Source organism: Enterococcus sp. E4-223 (assembly GCF_035727065.1).
Taxonomy (GTDB): Bacteria; Bacillota; Bacilli; order Lactobacillales; family Enterococcaceae; genus Enterococcus_B; species Enterococcus_B faecium.
Window position 1 is genome coordinate 372,387 of record NZ_JAPMLH010000001.1, and the last position, 20,526, is coordinate 392,912.

Consider the following 20,526-nt stretch of genomic DNA (forward strand, 5'->3'; position numbering starts at 1 on the left):
CAATACTTATCTTCTTTCCGATGCGACCTATCGCGTTAAATATTTTGTATACTCTTCTGTATGAAGCAATCGTTTAGCATTTTCGACACGTTCTTTTGTAGGTGGTTCGATCCCTTCTAATGGATATTTCAAACCAAGTGTTTCCCACTTGTATTTTCCCATCGTATGATAAGGAAGAATCTCTACTCTGTCTACATTTGACAAGGTTTGAATAAAGTTGTCTAGTCGGATCAAATATTCATCATAATCACTTCGCTCAGGAACTAGTACATGGCGAATCCAAACCGGTTTGTTGATTTTTGACAAATATTGAGCCATTTCTAAAATATTTTCATTGTCCCAATGCGTTAGTTTTTTATGCTCTTCATTATCGATGTGTTTGATGTCAAATAACAGTAAATCTGTATACTTCATCAATTCTTGAAAACGTGAAAAGAAAGGTTCTTCATACGTAAAAGGTTTTCCGCATGTATCCAATGTAGTATGCATCTTCCGCTCTTTTGCTTTTTTAAATAGTTCGATCAAAAAATCGATCTGCAATAGAGGTTCTCCACCACTAACAGTAATACCACCTTTATCTCCCCAGTAAGGTCTGAAGCGTTCTGCTTTATCTAAAAGTTCATCTGCTGTGTATTCTTTCCCTCCGCCAATATTCCAAGTATCTGGATTGTGACAAAATTGGCAACGCATGCGGCATCCTTGCATAAACACGACAAAGCGCAGTCCAGGTCCGTCTACTGAACCGAAAGTTTCGATAGAATGAACATAGCCGATTGTTTTTTCTTCCATTTAAGTTCACATCTTTTCTTTGATTTCATTTTAAGTACAAGTTAGCTGTCGAAGCGAAGCTTTCTGAACAAAATTTTTCGCAATTGCCGCTTCGTTATGTGTAAAATTTACAGGGACGGAACATACAAGTCCTGCCCCTGTAAATCGTTTCTTTCAAATAAGCATACTGATTATTCGATTTTGATGCGATGGCTATTCAACGTCCTTTCGACGCTAAGTCGAAAAACTTTTTTCACGAACTTTTTACATTCTGTCGTGTGAAGTTCTCATCAAGACATCTAATTGTTGTTCTCTTGTCAAGTCACGGAATTTAACTGCATAACCAGATACCCGGATCGTCAAGTTCGGATATTTCATTGGATTTTCCATTGCATCACGCAATAAATCATTACTGAATACATTGACATTCAAATGATAAGCTCCTTTTGAGAAGTATCCATCTAAGACATTACGCAAGTTTTCGATTCTTGTATCTTGTTCTTTTCCAAGACCTGAAGGATTGATTGTTTGGGTATTTGAAATTCCATCCAATGCACAGCCGTAATTCATTTTAGCTGTTGAGTTCAGGCTAGCTAATAACCCACTTTGTTCCGCATTGTAACTTGGATTTGCTCCTGGCGCAAGTGGTTTTCCAGCTTCACGGCCATCAGGAGTATTTCCTGTATTTTTACCGTAAACAACATTTGAAGTAATCGTCAATAATGAAGTTGTTGGTTTTGAGTTGCGGTAAGTTTTATGACGTTTGATTTGTCCCATGAAGTATTCCAAGATCCATGAAACTAATTCATCTGCACGGTCATCATCATTTCCGTATTTAGGGAAGTCGCCATCCACTTCAAAATCAACTGCTATTCCTTTTTCATTACGGATTGCTTTTACTTTTGCATATTTGATCGCTGACAAGCTGTCTGCCGCATGAGAGATCCCAGCAATACCTGTAGCAAATGTGCGTTGCAAGTCAGAATCCATCAAAGCCAGCTGAGCTGCTTCATAAGAATATTTATCATGCATATAATGAATGATGTTCAACGTATTGACATATAGTTCTGCTAACCAATCCATCATATTCATGAAGTTATGTTTCACTTCTTCAAAGTCTAGTATTTCTGATGTGATTGGACGATATTCTGGTCCAACTTGGGCGCCAGTCACTTCATCGACTCCGCCATTGATGGCATATAATAGTGTTTTAGCCAAGTTAGCACGAGCACCAAAGAATTGCATGTCTTTTCCGACAACTGTTCCTGATACACAGCAAGCAATCGCACAATCATCAGAACCCCATTGTTCACGAAGCTGATTATCATTTTCGAATTGAATCGAAGAACTTTCGATAGCGATTCTGCTAGCATATGTTCTGAATCCTTCTGGAAGGTGTTCAGAATACAAAACAGTCAAGTTTGGTTCTGGTGAAGGTCCCATATTTGTTAATGTATGAAGCAGACGGAAATCATTCTTTGTAACTAATGAACGACCATCTAATCCCATACCTGCAATGGATAAAGTAGCCCAGATAGGGAATCCTGAGAATAATTGGTTATATTCAGGTGTACGCGCGAATTTGACCATACGTAATTTCATTACTAAGTGGTCGATCAATTCTTGTGCTTCTTTTTCTGTGATTACTCCATTATCCAAATCACGTTGGATATAGATATCAAGGAATGCTGAGATACGTCCGATTGACATCGCAGCACCATTTTGTGATTTGATTGCTGCTAAATATCCGAAGTATAGCCATTGGACAGCTTCTTTTGCATTTGCAGCTGGTTTAGAAATATCATAGCCATATTTCGCAGCCATTTCTTTCATTTGCGCTAATGCACGATATTGTTCAGTGATTTCTTCACGTAAACGAATCACTTCTTCACTCATTGTATGATAACCAGTCATATCATGATCTTTTTTCTTTTGTTCCATCAAATAGTCGATTCCATACAATGCCACACGACGATAGTCACCGATGATACGTCCGCGTCCGTAAGCGTCTGGAAGCCCTGTAATGATTTTGTTTTTACGAGCAGCACGCATTTCAGCAGTATAAGCGTCAAATACACCTTGATTATGTGTTTTGCGCCAGTCAGTGAAAATATGTGTCAATTCATCGTTTGGTGTATAGCCATTGCTTTTTAGCGCATTGTTAGCCATATTGATTCCGCCGAACGGCATGAATGCTTGTTTCAAAGGTTTGTCTGTCTGTAGACCGACGATTTTTTCCAAATCTTTATCCAAATAGCCTGCATCGTGTGAAGTAATAGTTGATACGATTTCTGTGTCCATATCATAGACACCGTTACGCTCGAATTGGATATCATTTAACTTTTGCAATTCATCCCATAATTTTTCTGTTGCTTCTGTTGGGCCTTCCAAAAAGCTGTCATCACCGCGATATTCAGTGTAGTTATTTTGAATAAAGTCTCTAGTGTCTACGCCTTCTTTCCATTTGGTACCTTTAAATCCATTCCATTGCTCCATTGTATGGACCTCCTAAATTTCTGTTTTATGTAACAGTTTTTACGTGATTAGTATAACACAGCACCCTATCTTTGCAAGGGTTTTCTTGTTTTTTATTTAACAATTTTTATGTTTTATTTACATATATTTAAATCAACGTTGACATACCAACATTTAAGCATTGTGAACACTTTCATCTTTTTTTGCAAACGTATAAGGATTTATTAAAAATGAATGAAAAAGAGACGCCATCTGTATTAATACAGATGGCGTCTCTTCATTAAAATACTACAACAGTTACGACTCGATGAAAATCTCAGGAGCATCGATAACTTCGATGACTTCTCCACCTTTTTTCTCATCCATCGCAAATGATCCATTCGATGTTCGATCACCTATAGGGAAATCAGTTGGGTCAATCGTTAACTGCTGCCCTTTTTGATTCATCAAGGTTATTTCTTTTGATCTTCCTTCCGACATATAGATAATGCGATGAGGATTTTTTTTCAGCTCACGCATGACCGTCACTCCCCGCTTCGCACGTGAAGTTTGGCTGATTTCTTGAGCAAGCATGCGTTTAACAGCTCCTCGCTGAGTAACGATTACGATCGGCGTATCACCTTCTGCTAACACAAGCAGCCCGTTGATAATCCTATCTCCATCTTTCAAATTCATAGACTTCACTCCAGCTGCCTTTGCTCCAACAACGGGAACATCTGTTAAAGGATAGCGCAAACCCATTCCTTGATACGTTACTAAGAAAACATCTAAGCCTGGCCGATCTTCTTTCAGATACACAGCAATCAGTTCATCTTCTTCCGCCTTTAGCTTCATACAGCTGAGCGGACGGCTCTTATAGGTGCGCCATGGTTCGAACTCTGTCATTCGTGTTTGCTTGATCAATCCATTCTTGCTGATGAATACAAATGTTTTCTCTGCTTGAATTTTTTGATATGGAAAAACAGCTAAGATCGATTCATCTACAGACAGATTGGAGATTGTTTGAGAAATGTGTTCGCCAGCATCTTTCCATTTCAAATCGGGTAGTTCATGAACAGGACGGTAGATCACATTTGCTTTATTCGTAATCAGAAGAACATGGTCCAATGTGCTCAATTCACCTGAGTACAGCAAGTAGTCGCCTTCTCGCATCCCGATTTCTTCTGGTTTCGAAGCACTATAAGAACGAAGGCTTGTTCGCTTCACATAGCCTTCTCGCGTCACACTGACGATTACGTCTTCTTGCGCCACTAAAACTTGCGTATCGATTTTGATTTCTTCGATTTCGTCTTCGATTGTCGTTAGACGAGCGGAAGAATAATTTTTTTTCACTTCTCGCAATTCTTTTTTCATAACAGAGAAAAGCTCTTTGTCATTTGAAAGGATTTTATTCAACTCTGTGATTTGCGCAATCAAGCTTTCGGATTCCTTTTGAAGCTCTGTGATATCCGTGTTCGTCAAACGGTATAATTGCAATGTGACAATTGCTTCTGCTTGTTCTTCTGTAAATTGAAAGACGTCGACTAAATTCTTTTTGGCGTCTTTTTTGTCTTTACTTTCACGAATCGTTGCGATTACTTCATCCAGAATCGATAAAGCTTTCATCAATCCTTCTACGATATGCTGTCTTTTTTGAGCTTTGGCTAAATCGAATTGACTACGTTTTGTTATGACTTGCTTTCGATGCTCGATATAACTTCTTAAAATGTCTTTCAGTCCAACTTGATGCGGAGTCATATGGTCGATAGCGACCATATTGAAATTGTAATTGATCTGTAGCTCAGTGTTTTTGAACAAATAATTCAAAATTCCTTGAGCATTGGCGTCTTTTTTCAATTCGACGACAATTTGCAGACCTGTTCTATCACTTTCATCTCGTACTTCAGCTATTCCATCGATTTTCTTATTCAAACGGATCTCATCCATTTTTTTCACCAAGGTCGCTTTATTTACTTCATATGGGATTTCTGTGATCACGATTTGCTGTTTATTACCCTTCATTGCTTCTATCTTTGTTTTCGAACGAAGAATAACTTTTCCTCGCCCTGTTTCATAAGCTTTTTTGATTTCATCTTTTCCTTGCAAGATCCCTCCTGTTGGAAAGTCAGGTCCAGGAATATATTCCATCAATTTTTCAAGGCTCGCTTGTGGATGATCGATCATATAGATTGTGCCATCGATCACTTCAGCTAAGTTATGAGTCGGGATTTCTGTTGCATATCCAGCAGATATACCTGTCGATCCATTGACGAGAAGGTTTGGGTATCGAGCTGGAAGGACTGTTGGTTCTTTTTCTGTATCATCAAAATTCCACACGAGATCGACTGTTTCTTTTTCGATATCTGCTAGCATCTCTCCACTTAACTTGGATAATCTGGCTTCAGTATAACGCATCGCAGCAGGTGGATCACCGTCCATACTCCCGTTATTCCCGTGCATTTCGATCAGTACTTCCCGCAACTTCCAGTCTTGGCTCATGCGGACCATCGCTTCATAAATACTGCTGTCACCATGAGGATGATAATTCCCCATGATATTTCCGACAGATTTTGCTGATTTACGGAATCCTTTGTCATACGTATTGCCATCTTTGTTCATAGCGAATAATATCCGGCGTTGCACTGGCTTCAATCCATCACGGATATCAGGCAGTGCACGTTCTTGGATAATATATTTGGAATAACGTCCGAAGCGGTCACCCATCACTTCTTCTAAAGTTAATTCTTGTACTTCTTGTCGATTTTCCATCAGGTGACCTCCTATTCTACTTCAAATAACTGATTGTTTTCATTTTTATCTGCTCGTTCTTCATCTAATAAATCATTAGAAACTGAAGGAGAGATTTCAGTATCCTCTTTTTTATCTAAGATACTGCCATCTTCTTCGAGCGTAAATTGCACGTGATTTTCGATCCATTTTCTTCGAGGTTCTACTTTGTCACCCATCAGTGTGGTTACTCGACGTTCAGCTTGCGCAGCATCATCGATACGGACGCGGATCAACGTACGGGAAGTTGGATCCATCGTTGTTTCCCACAATTGTTCCGCATTCATTTCTCCAAGTCCTTTATACCGCTGCAGCATATATCCTTTGCCGACTTTTTTAATCATTGCTGCCAATTCGTCATCTGTCCACGCATATTCAATGACTTGTTTCTTCCCTTGTCCTTTGGATACTTTATATAAAGGCGGTAACGCGATATATACTTTCCCAGCTTCAATCAGCGGTTTCATATAGCGATAAAAGAAAGTAAGCAGCAATACTTGAATATGGGCGCCGTCTGTATCCGCATCGGTCATGATGATTACTTTGTCGTAATTACAGTCTTCGATAGAAAACTCAGGACCGACTCCTGCACCAATCGTATAGATCATCGTATTGATTTCTTCATTTTTCAAGATATCTTGCATTTTAGCTTTTTCGGTATTGATGACTTTTCCTCGTAAAGGTAGAATTGCTTGGAACTTTCTGTCTCTTCCTTGTTTAGCAGATCCGCCAGCAGAATCCCCTTCGACTAAATACAATTCATTTTTCTTAGGGTTTCGGGATTGTGCGGGTGTCAATTTTCCTGAAAGAAGAGATTCGCCTTTTTTACGCTTCTTCCCATTTCGGCTTTCTTCTCTGGCTTTACGTGCTGCTTCTCTCGCTTCTCTGGCTTTGATTGCTTTACGGACCAACATCTGGCTCATTTCGCTATTTTCCTGCAAATAAAAGCCCATTTGTTCACTGATGACGTTATCTACTACGGTACGAGCAACTGGCGTACCAAGTTTTTCTTTTGTTTGCCCTTCAAATTGCAGAAGATTTTCAGGTACACGGATAGAAAGTACAGCAGCTAACCCTTCTCTGAAATCACTACCTTCCAGATTCTTGTCCCGTTCTTTCAGCAAACCAACTTTTCTCGCATATTCGTTATAAGATTTCGTCATAGCCGCTTTCATACCAGCTTCATGGGTTCCCCCATCTTTTGTCCGAACGTTATTGACAAAAGATAAGACATTTTCTGAATACCCGTCATTGTATTGATAAGCGACCTCTACTTCGATACCTTCTTTTTCTCCTGAAAAATAAACAACTGGTGTCAATGTATCTTTTTCTTCATTCAGATAATCAACAAATTCTTTGATTCCTTCTTCGTAATGAAAAATTTCCTTGACTGGTTCTTCTCCACGAAGATCAGAAAGAGAGATTTTAACGCCTTTTAGAAGAAAGGCAGATTCTCTTAACCGTTCGGCTAAAATTTCATATGAAAATTTCGTTGTACTGAATATTGTATCGTCTGGTAAAAAATGGACAGTCGTCCCGTTTGCTTTTTTTGTTTTTCCTATCTTTTTCAACGTACCGTCAGGTTTACCGCCGTTTTTAAATTTCTGCTGATACTCTACGCCATCTCTAACGATCGTTACAGTTAGCCATTTCGATAAGGCATTTACCACACTGGCTCCTACACCGTGCAGTCCACCAGAAGTTTTGTACCCTCCTTGACCAAACTTTCCGCCAGCATGCAGCACAGTAAAAATCACTTCAACTGTTGGTATTCCGGAAGCATGCATTCCTACAGGCATCCCACGTCCGCTATCTGCAACAGTTATACTATTGTCTTCATGGATGGTCACATCAATCTCACTGCCATAACCTGATAATGCTTCGTCAACTGCATTATCGACGATTTCATAGACTAAATGATGCAAGCCTCGGCTGTCAGTGGATCCAATGTACATCCCTGGTCTTTTTCTAACTGCCTCTAATCCTTCCAATACTTGGATGGACGAGTCATTGTATTCGTTGTTTACTTTTTTTGCCAAGGCAAACGCTCCTTCAATAATACTTTGCGGCAAAACCGCACCACGATTATCATACTAGAAAAGGTCGTGAAAAAAAAGAGGGTAGACGAGAAATCAATTTTAATTATCTCCTAACCGCTTTTTCGACATTCCCCTCTATCGATCATCTCTTCTTTGTGGTCATTTTTATTTTTGGTTTTCTTTCAACTTACCAAGTTCAATCTTAATACAACGATCCATCACGATATCTGTACGTCCTGCTTTTCTTAGCATCTCAGCTGCTTCTTTGTTTTCAATCCCTAATTGTGCCCAGAACACTTTAGCATCAGTTTTCAAAAAATCATCTGCTACTTCAGGTAAAAATTCACTCCGTCTAAATACATCTACGATATCGATTGGATCATCGATTTCTGTCAAATTCGCATAGACTTTCTCGCCTAGAATTTCTTCACCAGCCAATAATGGATTTACTGGTATGATTTTATATCCATTGTCTTGCAATACCTGTGCAACCATGTAACTTGTTCGTTCTGGTTTATTGCTCAAGCCTACGACGGCAATATTTTTTGCTTCTTCCAAATAGTTGAAAATCGTTTCTTGTGTTGGATTTTTTACAGACATTTCTGCCACCCCTTGCTTTTCTTTTTATTCCATCTATTATACTTGTATCTTTCATTTTTTCAATTGTTCCTGTTACCTATTCATGCTAAAATAAAGGATAGTTTTCAACTTGAAAGAGGGTAAAAAATGAAATTGATCTTATTACTTATTTTAGCATATCTTTTAGGTTCTATTCCTTCCGGTGTCTGGATTGGCAAATTGTTTTTCAAAAAAGATATCCGACAACATGGGAGCGGTAATACTGGAACGACCAATACATTTCGTGTATTAGGCAAAACAGCCGGGATTGTTGTCCTGCTTATGGATATTTTAAAAGGTACATTGGCTACTTGTTTGCCGATGATCTTCCACCTTTCTGGGATTAACCCTCTTTGGTTTGGGGTATGCGCCATTCTTGGCCATACATTTCCGATTTTTGCTGGGTTCAAAGGAGGAAAAGCTGTTGCGACAAGTGCAGGAATGCTTTTAGGATTTAATCCTGTATTTTTTGTTTATTCTTGTATCATCTTTATCGTTAGTTTATTTTGTACAAGTATGGTGAGTTTGAGCAGTATGATCAGTGCAGTATTGATCACTTTATCTACGATCGTCCTTCCTTATGTAGCTCCTGTGATTTTGGCTAAGCCCAATTGGTTACTGACGATCATTGCCTTTTTAGTTTCTTCCTTTATCTTTTATCGGCATAAAGACAATATCAAGCGTATCAGAAACCATACAGAAAGTCGAATCCCGTTTGGTTTGAATAGCAGCAAGAAAAAATCCTGATACTTTTTCATTCCAAAGAGATAAAACGGGAGTGTGACAAATCGATGTCACACTCCCTTATTACTTACAGGATAGCTTTTTTACACACCTTGGTAAACGGTGTTCCCTGCTAACTTATCGGTCACAACCTCTTACTTCACTGTGATGGAATATTTTGTCTTGAAGATTTCATGGGCACCTAGTTGATTGATCCCTACTTTTTCCATCAAGTTTCCACTACTGTTCACCGTGTCAGCGATTCCGCACCACGGTTCGATACAAACGAAAGGCGCTTCTTTTGGATAAGGAGACCAGATCCCTACATAAGGCATATCTTTATAGCTTAAAGTTACGCTATGGGAAGATTTTTCACTTCGAATGGCGTACGCATTTAGACCCCTTGTTTCAAAAACCAAGGCATCTTGCTCAAAAAGTTCACGATTCAAAGCCAGATTCGTATTTGTCTGACCTAACGTCTTTTGATCCATATCGATGAATGGGCCTTTCAATGGTAGGCGTAATCTTGATTTCAATGGAGAAAATGCCAGATAGAAATCTTCAAATGACAATCCTTCTTCAAGAGGTACATTGAAAGCAGGATGTCCACCGATAGAAAAGAACATTTCTTTTTCACCGGTATTTGCCACTTGATAATGAACCGTGATGCCGTCTCCTCCTAATTCATAGCTGATCACTAATTCAAAATCAAATGGATACTTTTCTAATGTCTCCGGCGTACTCCTTAAGATGAAACTAGCCATTTCTTGTCCATGTTCAATGACTTCAAAATCCATATCCCGAGCAAATCCGTGTTGCCCCATTTGATATGTTTTCCCTTGATAAACATACTGATCATCTTTTAAACGTCCAACAAAAGGGAATAAAACCGGTGCATGTCTGCCCCAATACGCTGGATCACCTTGCCAGATATACTCTAAACCATGTTCTTTTGATTTCAGACTGATCAATTCCGCACCGTGTTCAGCGATTTCGGCGATCAGCTGGTCATTTTGAATAATAACAGTCATTGCCATTCCTCCAACTTCGACTTACTTTTTAAAATGGGAAGGCTGGAACAAACATTTCTATCTGCCCCAGTCCCCTTACTTCTAATAACTGTGTTTTGCTAACTCGTCTTTAAAACGGGAATTCAATACTTTTAAATAAGTTCCCTTCATGCCTAACGAACGAGATTCAATGATTCCAGCTGATTCCAATTTTCGTAAAGCATTGACGATCACAGAACGAGTGATGCCGATACTATCGGCAATATTAGAAGCAGTCAGACGACCTTCATCTCCATCCAATGCTTCAAAGATAGCTTGTACAGCCTTCAATTCGCTATAAGATAATGTGTTGATTGCCATTTGGACAGCCGTTGCACTCCGTACATCTGCTTCGATGCTTCGAGACTTCTGATAAAGGATCTGCATACCGACAACCGTAGCTCCATATTCTGCTAAGACTAGATCGTCATCTGCAAACGATTGTTCCATACGAGATAAGATAATCGTACCCAAACGTTCGCCAGCTCCAAAGATCGGAACGACAGTCGTCAGACCAAATGGATATTTCTCTCTTGTCTCTACCGGAAATGCAGTAATATCACTAGTAATTGGGATATTAGCTTCAGTTTTCATCAACTGTGCCACTGTATCAGTATAAGATTCAGGAAATTGTTTCTCAACAAACATTGTTTTGATTCGTTCATTGTTCACATCGTGACGTTCATTATAACCTAGTAATACTCCGTCACTTCCTATGATATAGGTGTTGCTGTCAAGAATACCACCTAGTGTGACAGCCATTTTATCGTAAGGCAAATCTGCTTGCATGTCAAAAGTATTCTTTTGCTGCAAAAGTGTGTTTATCTTGCGGGTTTTCGTTAGCAAGTCTGTCATTGTCGTCCTCCGATTTTTTATAAAATATAGCGACTTAAATCTTCATTTGCCGCAATTGAGCCAAGTTTGTCATCCACATATGCTTCTGTGATCGTTATTTCTCCCATTTGCATATCTGGTGCTTCAAATAATAGATCTTCTAGTAGTTTTTCCAAAATGGTATGCAGTCTGCGTGCGCCGATACTATCTGTGTCACGGTTGACATCGAAAGCGATTTGAGCGATCCGTTCAATTGCTTCTTTTGTAAACGTAACTGACACATTTTCTGTACCAATCAATGCTACATATTGTTTTATTAAAGCATTATTCGGTTCAGTCAGAATTTTCACAAAATCTTCAGCTGTCAAATCATCTAATTCTACCCGTATTGGGAAACGCCCTTGGAGTTCTGGAATCAAATCACTCGGTTTAGATAAATGGAACGCTCCTGAAGCAATGAATAAGACATGATCTGTTTGGATGATCCCGTATTTTGTATTTACTTGTGAACCTTCGACAATTGGCAATATGTCTCTTTGAACGCCTTCTCTGGATACTTCTCCAGATTGCTGTGATTTAGAAGTGATCTTATCGATTTCATCGATAAAAATAATTCCACTTTCTTCCGCTAATTTGATTGCCTCACTATGGATATCAGCATCCTTGACTAATTTTGCTGATTCGTCCTTGATCAATAACTCTAAAGCTTCTTTGACTGTTACCGTCCGTTCCACTTTTTTCTTCGGTGTCAAAGCACCTAGAGTTTCATTTAGGTCGATCCCCATTTGCTCCAATCCATTGTTCATCATTGGTGCAGGTTTCTTTTGGTCTTCAACTTCAATGGTTACTTCACGACTATCCAGTAAACCCTTTTGTAGTTGTTCCAAGACTGTACGGCGATTGATTCGAATATCTTCTGTCACTTCTTCTTGCGGTTCAGCTGTATTTTGCTGACTAGCATTAAAAAGATTCATCATTTGTTCAAATTGATTAGTGGATTGTTTCTGTTCTTTTTTTATACCAGGTACCAAGATTTTTACCAAACGTTTTTCTGCATTTTTTTTAGCACTTGTGTATACACGGCTGTACTGCTCTTTTTCTACGATTTGGATCGCATTTTCTACTAAATCCCGAACCATTGATTCTACATCTCTTCCGACATAACCGACTTCAGTAAATTTTGTTGCTTCGACTTTGACAAATGGTGCATTGACGATTTTTGCCAAACGTCGTGCGATTTCTGTTTTACCGACCCCTGTAGGTCCGATCATCAGCATATTTTTTGGTGTAATATCTTGTTGCATTTTTTCATCTAACTGCAAACGGCGATAGCGGTTACGCAAAGCAACGGCAACAGATTTTTTTGCTGCGTGCTGTCCTACAATATATTCATCTAATTCACTTACGATTTGTCTTGGTGTTTGTTTTAATTCATACATATCTACTCACCTCTTACAGTTCTTCTACGATAATATTATGATTAGTAAAGATACAGATATCTGCGGCAATATTTAACGCATTTTCTGCAATTTCTTTCGCACTCATGTCGTTTTGAGCATAGTTTTTCATTGCTCGGGCTGCAGCCAACGCAAAATTCCCTCCTGATCCGATAGCTAAGATACCATCATCTGGTGTGATAACTTCTCCTGTACCTGAAACAAGAAGCATTTCTTTATCATTCATTACGATCAGCATCGCTTCAAGTTTTTGCATAGATTGCTGTGTCCGCCATTCTTGAGCTAATTCGACAGCTGCGCGTTGTAGATTCCCGTTATATTCGTTTAGTTTGCCTTCAAATTTTTCTTCTAAAGTAAACGCATCTGCAACACTTCCGGCGAAACCTACAACAACTTCTCCATTGTAGATACGTCGTACTTTCTTTGCAGTGCCTTTCATGACAACAGATTCACCCATTGTTACTTGGCCATCTCCAGCCATAGCAAATTTCCCGTCTTTTTCGACGGCACAGATAGTGGTTGAATGAAATGGTGATTCGACCATGTTTGTTTCCTCCTAAATTTGTTCTTTTCCTTATTTTTACGCTCTTGGATGGAAAGAACGATAGTTTTTTTGTAAACTTTCTTTTGTTACATGGGCATAGATTTGGGTAGTCGATAAATTGGCATGTCCTAGCAATTCTTGGACTGTCCGCAAATCTGCCCCATTATTTAATAAATGAGTAGCAAATGTATGGCGCAGCATGTGAGGATGGATATCACTATCCAAACTGCTTTTTTTGATCATTTGATTCAAGACATATTCAATTCCAGTAGGCGTGATTGGTTTTCCATGATGATTCACAAAAACGATATCATGCTCTTCGTGATATTTTGTCATCAATACCTGGCGGCCTTTCCTGAAATATTCTTGCAGAGCATCTTGAGCAAAAGAACCTAGAGGAGCATATCTCTCTTTGTTCCCTTTACCATGGATCAACATGACCTCTGAATCAAAATCAATGTCTGATACTGACAAACTGCTACACTCACTTAAACGGATGCCTGATCCATAAAGGACTTCCAGTAAAGCGCGGTTCCTCAAATCCAAAGGACTATCTCCTGCTACGCTGTCAAAAAGTGCTTGCATTTCATTTTCATAAAAAAAACGTGGCAGTCTCAAATTTTTCTTTTTGAGATGAACGTAAGAAAATGGATTTTCTTTTATCACTTCTTCTTTGAGAAGATACTGATAAAACGAACGTAGGCTGGCTATCTTGCGACTGATAGAATTTCTGCTATAGCTAGGACGATGATCAGCTAATGCACTCAAATAGACACGAACCGTAAAATATTCCGCCTTCAGCAGATCAGCGTCTCCAGATTCCTCCAAAAAATGTTTGAAATGGAGAATGTCTTCTTCATATGCTTCTTTCGTTTTTTCTGAATATCCTCTTTCGACAATCAAATAACGCAAAAATTTTTGTTCCCACGTGGCTTCTGTCATTTTCTCACCTTCCTTTTGTCCCAGAGAATAATTTAGCACAGCGTTTATAAAAAGACAAATAAATTGTCAGAATTTAACCAATATTTCTAAGTTTGTTCACAATTGGCGCAATTTCTCACATTTTGTTTGAGAAATTCTTAAGAAAAACGCAAGAAAAAGAGCGAGACTATCCGTCTCACCCTCTTCATGGAGTTTCCTTACTCATTTGGGACTGCAGTTTTTTCTAATTCTGTTTTTATTGCCTCATTAGCTTTTAAAGCTCGTTGTGCAATTGCTTCATATCTTGCTTTTTTGTCTCGAATGCGCTCTGGCAGTTCAGGAAACAGACCATAGTTGGCATTCATCGGTTGGAAATGTTTTCCTTCCGCGTGAGTAATGTAGTAAGCCATACTTCCAATAGCTGTTTCTTGTGGAAACTCGACTGGTTCCATTTCTTTTGCTAAGCGTGCGGCGTTGATTCCAGCAAGTAGTCCGCTCGCTGCACTTTCAACATAGCCTTCTACACCAGTCATCTGACCTGCAAAGAACAGATCTTCGCGTTTCGTTGATTGGTAAGTCGGTTTCAGCAATTCTGGCGAATTCATAAAGCTGTTTCGGTGCATCACACCATAGCGAACGAATTCAGCATTTTCCAACCCAGGAATCATCCGGAAAACACGTTTTTGCTCGCCCCATTTCAAGTGAGTCTGAAAGCCCACGATGTTGTATAAAGAAGCTGCAGCATTGTCTTGACGCAGCTGGATAACAGCATAAGGACGTTTGCCAGTTTTAGGATCTTCCAATCCAACTGGTTTCATAGGTCCGAAAAGCATCGTTTTGAATCCTCGCTGTGCCATTACTTCAATTGGCATACATCCTTCAAAATATTTTTCTTTCTCAAAAGATTTAAGTTCTGCCACTTCGGCATTGATTAGTGCCTCATGGAAAGCTTTGAATTCCTCTTCTGTCATCGGACAGTTCAAGTAAGCTGCTTCTCCTTTGTCATAGCGGGACTTCAAATATACTTTATCCATATCGATCGTAGCTTTGTCTACGATTGGTGCAGCTGCATCATAGAAATAAAAACCATCTGAACCATTGAATGCTTTGATGCTTTCTGCTAATGGATGAGAAGTCAAAGGTCCTGTTGCTACTACGGTGATTCCTTCCGGTATTTCAGTAATTTCTTCGTTTATCACTGTTACTAATGGATGCTCTTTGACTTTTCGGGTAATTGTTTCAGAAAAAGAATCGCGGTCAACAGCTAAAGCACCACCAGCTGGCACTGCTGTTTCATCTGCCGAAGTGATTACTACCGAATTCAATCGGCGCATTTCTTCTTTCAATAACCCTACTGCATTAGCCAAACTGTTTCCTCTTAATGAATTGGAACATACTAGTTCAGCAAAATTACTTGTGTGATGCGCCTCAGTCGATTTGACTGGACGCATTTCATATAAACGGACAGGGACTCCTGCTTGTGCGATCTGCCAAGCAGCTTCACTTCCGGCAAGCCCTGCTCCAACAACATTTACCATTTTCAATGAAAGAACCTCTTTTCTATTATTTTTGGATGTCTTCTTCGTAATCTCCATTTACACAGACTACTTGTTTACCGCCTTTGACTTTCTTCTCGACCAGATATCCGTCACATTTTGGACAATTTCTGCCCACTGGTTTATCCCAAGAAGTGAATTCACATTCTGGGAAACGGGAACAACCATAGAATAGTCTGTTTTTCTTAGATTTTCGTTCAATGACTTGTCCTTCATGACATACTGGGCAAGTCACACCGATTTCTTTTACGATTGGTTTCGTATTCCGACAATCAGGAAAATTACTGCAAGCATAAAACTTCCCATATTTCCCTAATTTTATCACCATCGGATGTCCACAGACATCACAATCGAATCCTGCTGGTTCATCTTTGATTTGAATTTTTTCGATTTTTTCTTCCGCATTCGTCAGTTCTTTTTCAAACGGTTTATAGAAACGATCAACCACTTTGACCCACGCTTCCGTGCCTTCTTCAATTTTATCCAAATCTCCTTCCATTTCTGCTGTGAAATGGATATCGACGATTTGAGGGAAGAATTCACAGATCAGTGAATTGACAATTTCTCCTAGTTCAGTCGGCTCAAATCTTTTTTGTGTCAATTTTACATAGTAGCGTCTTTGGATCGTATCAAGTGTTGGTGCATAAGTGGAAGGTCGCCCTACCCCGTTTTCTTCTAGTGCACGAATCAACGTAGCCTCACTAAAACGTGCTGGTGGTTGAGTAAAATGTTGTTTTGGTTCAATATCAACAGATTGGACTACATCGCCTTCTTCAAGTTCTGGAAGAATATTTTCTTTCTCTTCTTTGCCGTCATCTCTACCTTCCACATACACTTGCATGAATCCTTTGAATTTGATTTTTGAACCGTTCGCAATGAAGATGACACCATTTTGTTCTAATGTCACTTTCATTGTATCTAAAATAGCTGGTGTCATCTGACTAGCCACAAAACGTGACCAGATCAATGTATAAAGTTTCAATTGATCTTTATCTAAATATTGTTTGAGTTCATCTGGTGTACGAAGCACACTCGTTGGACGCACAGCTTCATGGGCATCTTGTGCGCCTTGAGCATTTTTGATCTTTCGGTGATCATGTCTAGAAAATTCTTTTCCATACGTATCTTCAATAAATGCTGCGGCCTCTGCTTTTGCTGTATCGGCAATCCGGGTAGAATCAGTACGCATGTATGTAATCAAGCCGACTGTTCCTTGTTTACCCAAAGTGATTCCTTCATATAATTGCTGTGCTACCATCATGGTTTTTCTTGTTCGAAAGTTTAACTTACGGGCAGCTTCTTGTTGCAGGCTACTTGTAGTGAAAGGATTCGCAGGGTTTCTTTTGCGCTCTTTCTTTTCTACTTTTTTAACTTCGAAGTCTGTTCCATCAATTCTAGCAGTGACTTCTTTTACACTTTGTGCATCTGGTAATTTCTTTTTCTTACCGTCGATTCCCCAGAAATTTGCTTTGAATTTCTTACGAGCTTTTTTAAAATTACCGTCGATGCTCCAATATTCTTCTGGAACAAATTCTCGGATCTCTTTTTCACGGTCAATAATAATTTTTAAAGCGACAGATTGGACACGTCCTGCACTTAACCCTTTCTTGACCTTACGCCAGAGAATAGGACTGATCGAATAACCAACGATTCTGTCTAAGGTACGACGAGCTTGCTGTGCATCTACTAAATCTACATCGATCGTTCTTGGTTCCTTAAAAGCTGCTTTGACTGCGTCTTTTGTGATTTCATTGAAGACCACCCGATTTTTTTCTTTCAGATCCAACCCAAGTAGGTACGCTAAATGCCAAGCAATCGCTTCTCCTTCTCTATCCGGGTCACTTGCCAAGTAAACTTTTTGAGCTTTTTTTGCTGCGGCTTTAAGGCTTTTGATGACATCGCCTTTTCCGCGTATAGAAATATAATGGGGTTCATAATTGTTTTCAAAATCGATACCCATTTTACTTTTCGGTAAATCTCTTATATGGCCAACACTGGCCATTACTTTATAGTTTCGTCCAAGATATTTCTCAATTGTCTTGGCTTTTGCAGGTGATTCTACAATCACTAAATATTTATACGCCATTACTGAATGGACTCCTTTCCATTGTCGTGTTCCTACTATATAAAAGAGGATTCATACAAATCGTAGCTAATCATATCCATTCAGAAAACGTTTGTCAAGAAAAGCAAATGAAAAGTATGGTGTTATTCTTTAAATTCTGCCAAGATATCTTCACCCGAAACCGTGCAAACTGCACCGTCTTGGATCAAATGATGACATCCGGTAGAATGTTCTGTTAAAATATTTCCTGGAACAGAAAAAACTGTTCTTCCAAGATCCAATGCTTGCTGTGCTGTTATCAGAGAGCCGCTTTTTTTCTTGGCTTCAAAGACACATGTTCCTTTAGACAAAGCTGCGATAATCCGATTTCTCATTGGAAAACGATGCTTTTTCGGGCCGGATTGAGGAGGATATTCACTCAAAAGAAGATGATCATTTGCAATCACCTCTTGCAAGTCACGATTTTCAGCAGGATAGACTTGCTCTATCCCTGTTCCAATGACTGCGATTGTCCGTCCACCATGAGAGATTGCTGCTTGGTGACCGTATGTATCTATCCCTTTCGCGCAGCCACTGACGATCACATATCCAGCTTCTACCACTGGTTTTAGTAAATAATAAACTGTTTTTTTGGCTAAAGCAGAAGTGTGTCTTCCACCAACAACGCTTAACATGTTACAAGAAAGTAAAGATAGATCACCATTATAAAACAGTACAATTGGCGGATAGGTCAAGTGAAGCAGCTGAGGGGGATATTTGGGATCAAAGCAAGTGATAAACGACTGTTTCGATTGGATTTTGCCCCAGTTAGCGTGAATTTCCTGCCAACTTTTGCGAAACAGCTCCCGATGTGTGGTTATTTTACCTATCTTAATGATGTCTTCAAATCCGATTTCTTTATAAGGATACTGCATCATCCAGTTAGCAAGTGCCCATTTTCCTTGACTACTGATTCCTTTTGTATAAGCAAGTTTCAATAAATTCTCTTCTATTTGATACATCATAAAACCGCCTTTCGTCTCTCTTTCTAATAAGATACGTAAAAGCGGCTGTTTTTTATTATAAATATTTTTTTACAGGTGCAAAACTTTTACGATGGATTGGCGTAATTCCTTGTCGTTCAAGTCCTTCTAAGTGTTCCTTTGTTCCATAACCTGCATTATGCGAGAAACCATATCCAGGATAAAGCACGTCATATTCTTTCATCAATTGGTCTCGATATACTTTAGCAATGATACTTGCAGCAGCAATCGACACAGATCGTGCATCCCCTTTGATTATTTTTTCCTGCTGGATAGGCAAATCCAAGGTCATCGCATCGATCAACAAATAGCTTGGTACAATGGACAATTTTTCTACTGCTTGGAACATCGCTAATTTACTTGCTTCATAAATATTCACATCATCGATTGTCTGCTGATCAACGATCCCGATCCCGATTGCCAGGGCTTTTTCTTGAACTTGTTGATAAAGAAGTTCTCGCTTTTTCTCTGATAATTGTTTGGAGTCATTCAGCCCTAATATGATCTCATTTTTCGGCAAGATAACTGCAGCTGCCACGACAGGTCCAGCTAACGGTCCTCTTCCTACTTCATCAATGCCGGCAATCCATTGGTGACCTTGTGCGTACCCTTGTTTTTCAAAGCAAAACATTTCTTCATATTTTTCCTTGATCAATGCCTCTTTTTTCAATCGTCGTTCAAAAGAAACTAGCGCTTGCTGTACGCCTTTGCGTGGATCGTTCCTCAATGATTCTAGTGTAGGATCATCTATTCTCTGTATGCTTTTCAATCGTTCTTTGATACTTTGGATGGATTCAGTCATCGCTTTTTTGCTCCATTTCTTCGCAACGATCCAATGTGTAGCGACCAAGTTTTCCTTGACGGATATCATGCACGACTAATTCGCTGCCGCGATCATAGTCTTCTTTATACCCACGTTTTGCTGTGATATCCATCAGCAATTCCGGTGCCAATTTTTCTTCTTGCTCGATTGGCAAACCATAACGATCGCTGATTCTTCCTGAATAATATCGGGCAAAAAAGTCCAATCCGTAAATCGCCAAATCATCTAAATGGACAAGTTGGTCTTTGATGGCGCCTGTCAGCGCTAGTTTTTTGCCGATTTCTTCATCTTCAAATTTGGGCCATAAAATCCCTGGTGTGTCTAACAATTCCAACTCGTTACCCAAACGAAGCCACTGCTGACCTTTTGTTACACCTGGTTTATTTCCTGTCTGAGCAATTTTTTTGCCTACTAGTCGATTCATCAACGTAGACTTTCCAACATTCGGAATACCCAATACCATTGCCCGAATAGCGCGAGGCTTGATCCCACGAGCAGCGTCTCTTGCTCGTTTTTCTTTCAACGCTTCTTTAGCTGAAGGTACTAGCCCTTTGATTCCTTTACTTTCTTGTGCCGTGATAGCTAACGCAAGGTGGCCTTGCTTACGAAAATATTCTTGCCACAGCTTTGTCTGTTGTGGATCTGCCAGATCCGCTTTATTCAATAAAACAAGCCGAGGCTTTTGCTGAATGATCTGATCTAACATTGGATTACGAGAAGATAAAGGTAAACGTGCATCTACCAATTCAAATACGATGTCCACATATTTCATTTTTTCAGAAACTTCTCGTCGGGCTTTTGCCATGTGTCCTGGAAACCATTGGATGGTCATTGTTCTCTCCATTCCTTTCATATCGGAATATTCT

General features: G+C 39.4%; 16 protein-coding genes. 1 reads left to right on the forward strand and 15 read right to left on the reverse strand.

The genetic code is table 11. The features are described 5' to 3' along the window. Positions 1-27: 27 nt before the first annotated feature. The 5 genes from pflA to OS139_RS01900 form a co-directional block, all read right to left on the reverse strand. Positions 28-789, reverse strand: a complete 762-nt coding sequence (pflA, locus tag OS139_RS01880; RefSeq protein ID WP_002289264.1) for a pyruvate formate-lyase-activating protein — start codon at positions 787-789, stop codon at positions 28-30. 243 nt (positions 790-1,032) lie between these two features. Next, a complete protein-coding gene (pflB, locus tag OS139_RS01885) occupies positions 1,033-3,264 on the reverse strand; it encodes a formate C-acetyltransferase (RefSeq protein WP_002289265.1) in 2,232 nt (743 codons plus the stop codon). Positions 3,265-3,540: 276 nt separating this feature from the next. After that, positions 3,541-5,991 carry a DNA topoisomerase IV subunit A gene (parC, locus tag OS139_RS01890; protein ID WP_025476764.1) on the reverse strand — a complete coding sequence of 817 codons (2,451 nt, stop codon included), beginning with the start codon at positions 5,989-5,991 and terminating at the stop codon, positions 3,541-3,543. Positions 5,992-6,002: 11 nt separating this feature from the next. After that, the gene (gene parE / locus OS139_RS01895) at positions 6,003-8,048 is read right to left on the reverse strand and encodes a DNA topoisomerase IV subunit B (protein WP_002306915.1); all 2,046 of its coding nucleotides are present in this window, start codon (positions 8,046-8,048) and stop codon (positions 6,003-6,005) included. Between the two features lie 165 nt (positions 8,049-8,213). Next, on the reverse strand, positions 8,214-8,648 hold the full coding sequence (locus OS139_RS01900) for a CoA-binding protein (protein WP_002298106.1): 435 nt from the start codon (positions 8,646-8,648) through the stop codon (positions 8,214-8,216). A 126-nt stretch (positions 8,649-8,774) separates the two neighbouring features. Here OS139_RS01900 and plsY point away from each other — a divergent pair, with 126 nt between their 5' ends. Beyond that, on the forward strand, positions 8,775-9,413 hold the full coding sequence (gene plsY, locus OS139_RS01905) for a glycerol-3-phosphate 1-O-acyltransferase PlsY (RefSeq protein ID WP_002296995.1): 639 nt from the start codon (positions 8,775-8,777) through the stop codon (positions 9,411-9,413). A 131-nt stretch (positions 9,414-9,544) separates the two neighbouring features. On the opposite strand, the gene OS139_RS01910 is transcribed toward plsY, so the two are convergent. From OS139_RS01910 to ylqF, 10 genes are all read right to left on the reverse strand, one after another. Beyond that, positions 9,545-10,420, reverse strand: coding sequence for an aldose 1-epimerase family protein (locus OS139_RS01910; RefSeq protein ID WP_002296994.1), 876 nt, complete (start codon positions 10,418-10,420; stop codon positions 9,545-9,547). An 81-nt stretch (positions 10,421-10,501) separates the two neighbouring features. Next, positions 10,502-11,293: a GTP-sensing pleiotropic transcriptional regulator CodY gene (gene codY / locus OS139_RS01915; protein ID WP_002331851.1), complete on the reverse strand. Its 792-nt coding sequence runs from the start codon at positions 11,291-11,293 to the stop codon at positions 10,502-10,504. Positions 11,294-11,310: 17 nt separating this feature from the next. Then, on the reverse strand, positions 11,311-12,711 hold the full coding sequence (gene hslU / locus OS139_RS01920) for an ATP-dependent protease ATPase subunit HslU (RefSeq protein ID WP_325066778.1): 1,401 nt from the start codon (positions 12,709-12,711) through the stop codon (positions 11,311-11,313). 13 nt (positions 12,712-12,724) lie between these two features. Further along, a complete protein-coding gene (gene hslV, locus OS139_RS01925) occupies positions 12,725-13,273 on the reverse strand; it encodes an HslVU peptidase proteolytic subunit (RefSeq protein ID WP_002288419.1) in 549 nt (182 codons plus the stop codon). A gap of 36 nt (positions 13,274-13,309) precedes the next feature. Further along, positions 13,310-14,215 (reverse strand): tyrosine recombinase XerC, encoded by a 906-nt coding sequence (xerC, locus tag OS139_RS01930; RefSeq protein ID WP_002331853.1) that lies wholly within the window; start codon positions 14,213-14,215, stop codon positions 13,310-13,312. 197 nt (positions 14,216-14,412) lie between these two features. Then, the gene (gene trmFO, locus OS139_RS01935) at positions 14,413-15,789 is read right to left on the reverse strand and encodes an FADH(2)-oxidizing methylenetetrahydrofolate--tRNA-(uracil(54)-C(5))-methyltransferase TrmFO (RefSeq protein WP_016627889.1); all 1,377 of its coding nucleotides are present in this window, start codon (positions 15,787-15,789) and stop codon (positions 14,413-14,415) included. Beyond that, positions 15,758-17,836, reverse strand: a complete 2,079-nt coding sequence (gene topA, locus OS139_RS01940; RefSeq protein ID WP_002288411.1) for a type I DNA topoisomerase — start codon at positions 17,834-17,836, stop codon at positions 15,758-15,760. The genes trmFO and topA overlap by 32 nt, the downstream gene beginning before the upstream one ends. A 122-nt stretch (positions 17,837-17,958) precedes the next feature. Beyond that, positions 17,959-18,816, reverse strand: a complete 858-nt coding sequence (gene dprA, locus OS139_RS01945; RefSeq protein WP_002306921.1) for a DNA-processing protein DprA — start codon at positions 18,814-18,816, stop codon at positions 17,959-17,961. A 58-nt stretch (positions 18,817-18,874) separates the two neighbouring features. Next, positions 18,875-19,639, reverse strand: coding sequence for a ribonuclease HII (locus OS139_RS01950; RefSeq protein WP_002331855.1), 765 nt, complete (start codon positions 19,637-19,639; stop codon positions 18,875-18,877). Beyond that, positions 19,632-20,492, reverse strand: coding sequence for a ribosome biogenesis GTPase YlqF (ylqF, locus tag OS139_RS01955; RefSeq protein WP_325066787.1), 861 nt, complete (start codon positions 20,490-20,492; stop codon positions 19,632-19,634). The genes OS139_RS01950 and ylqF overlap by 8 nt, the downstream gene beginning before the upstream one ends. Positions 20,493-20,526 lie beyond the last annotated feature (34 nt).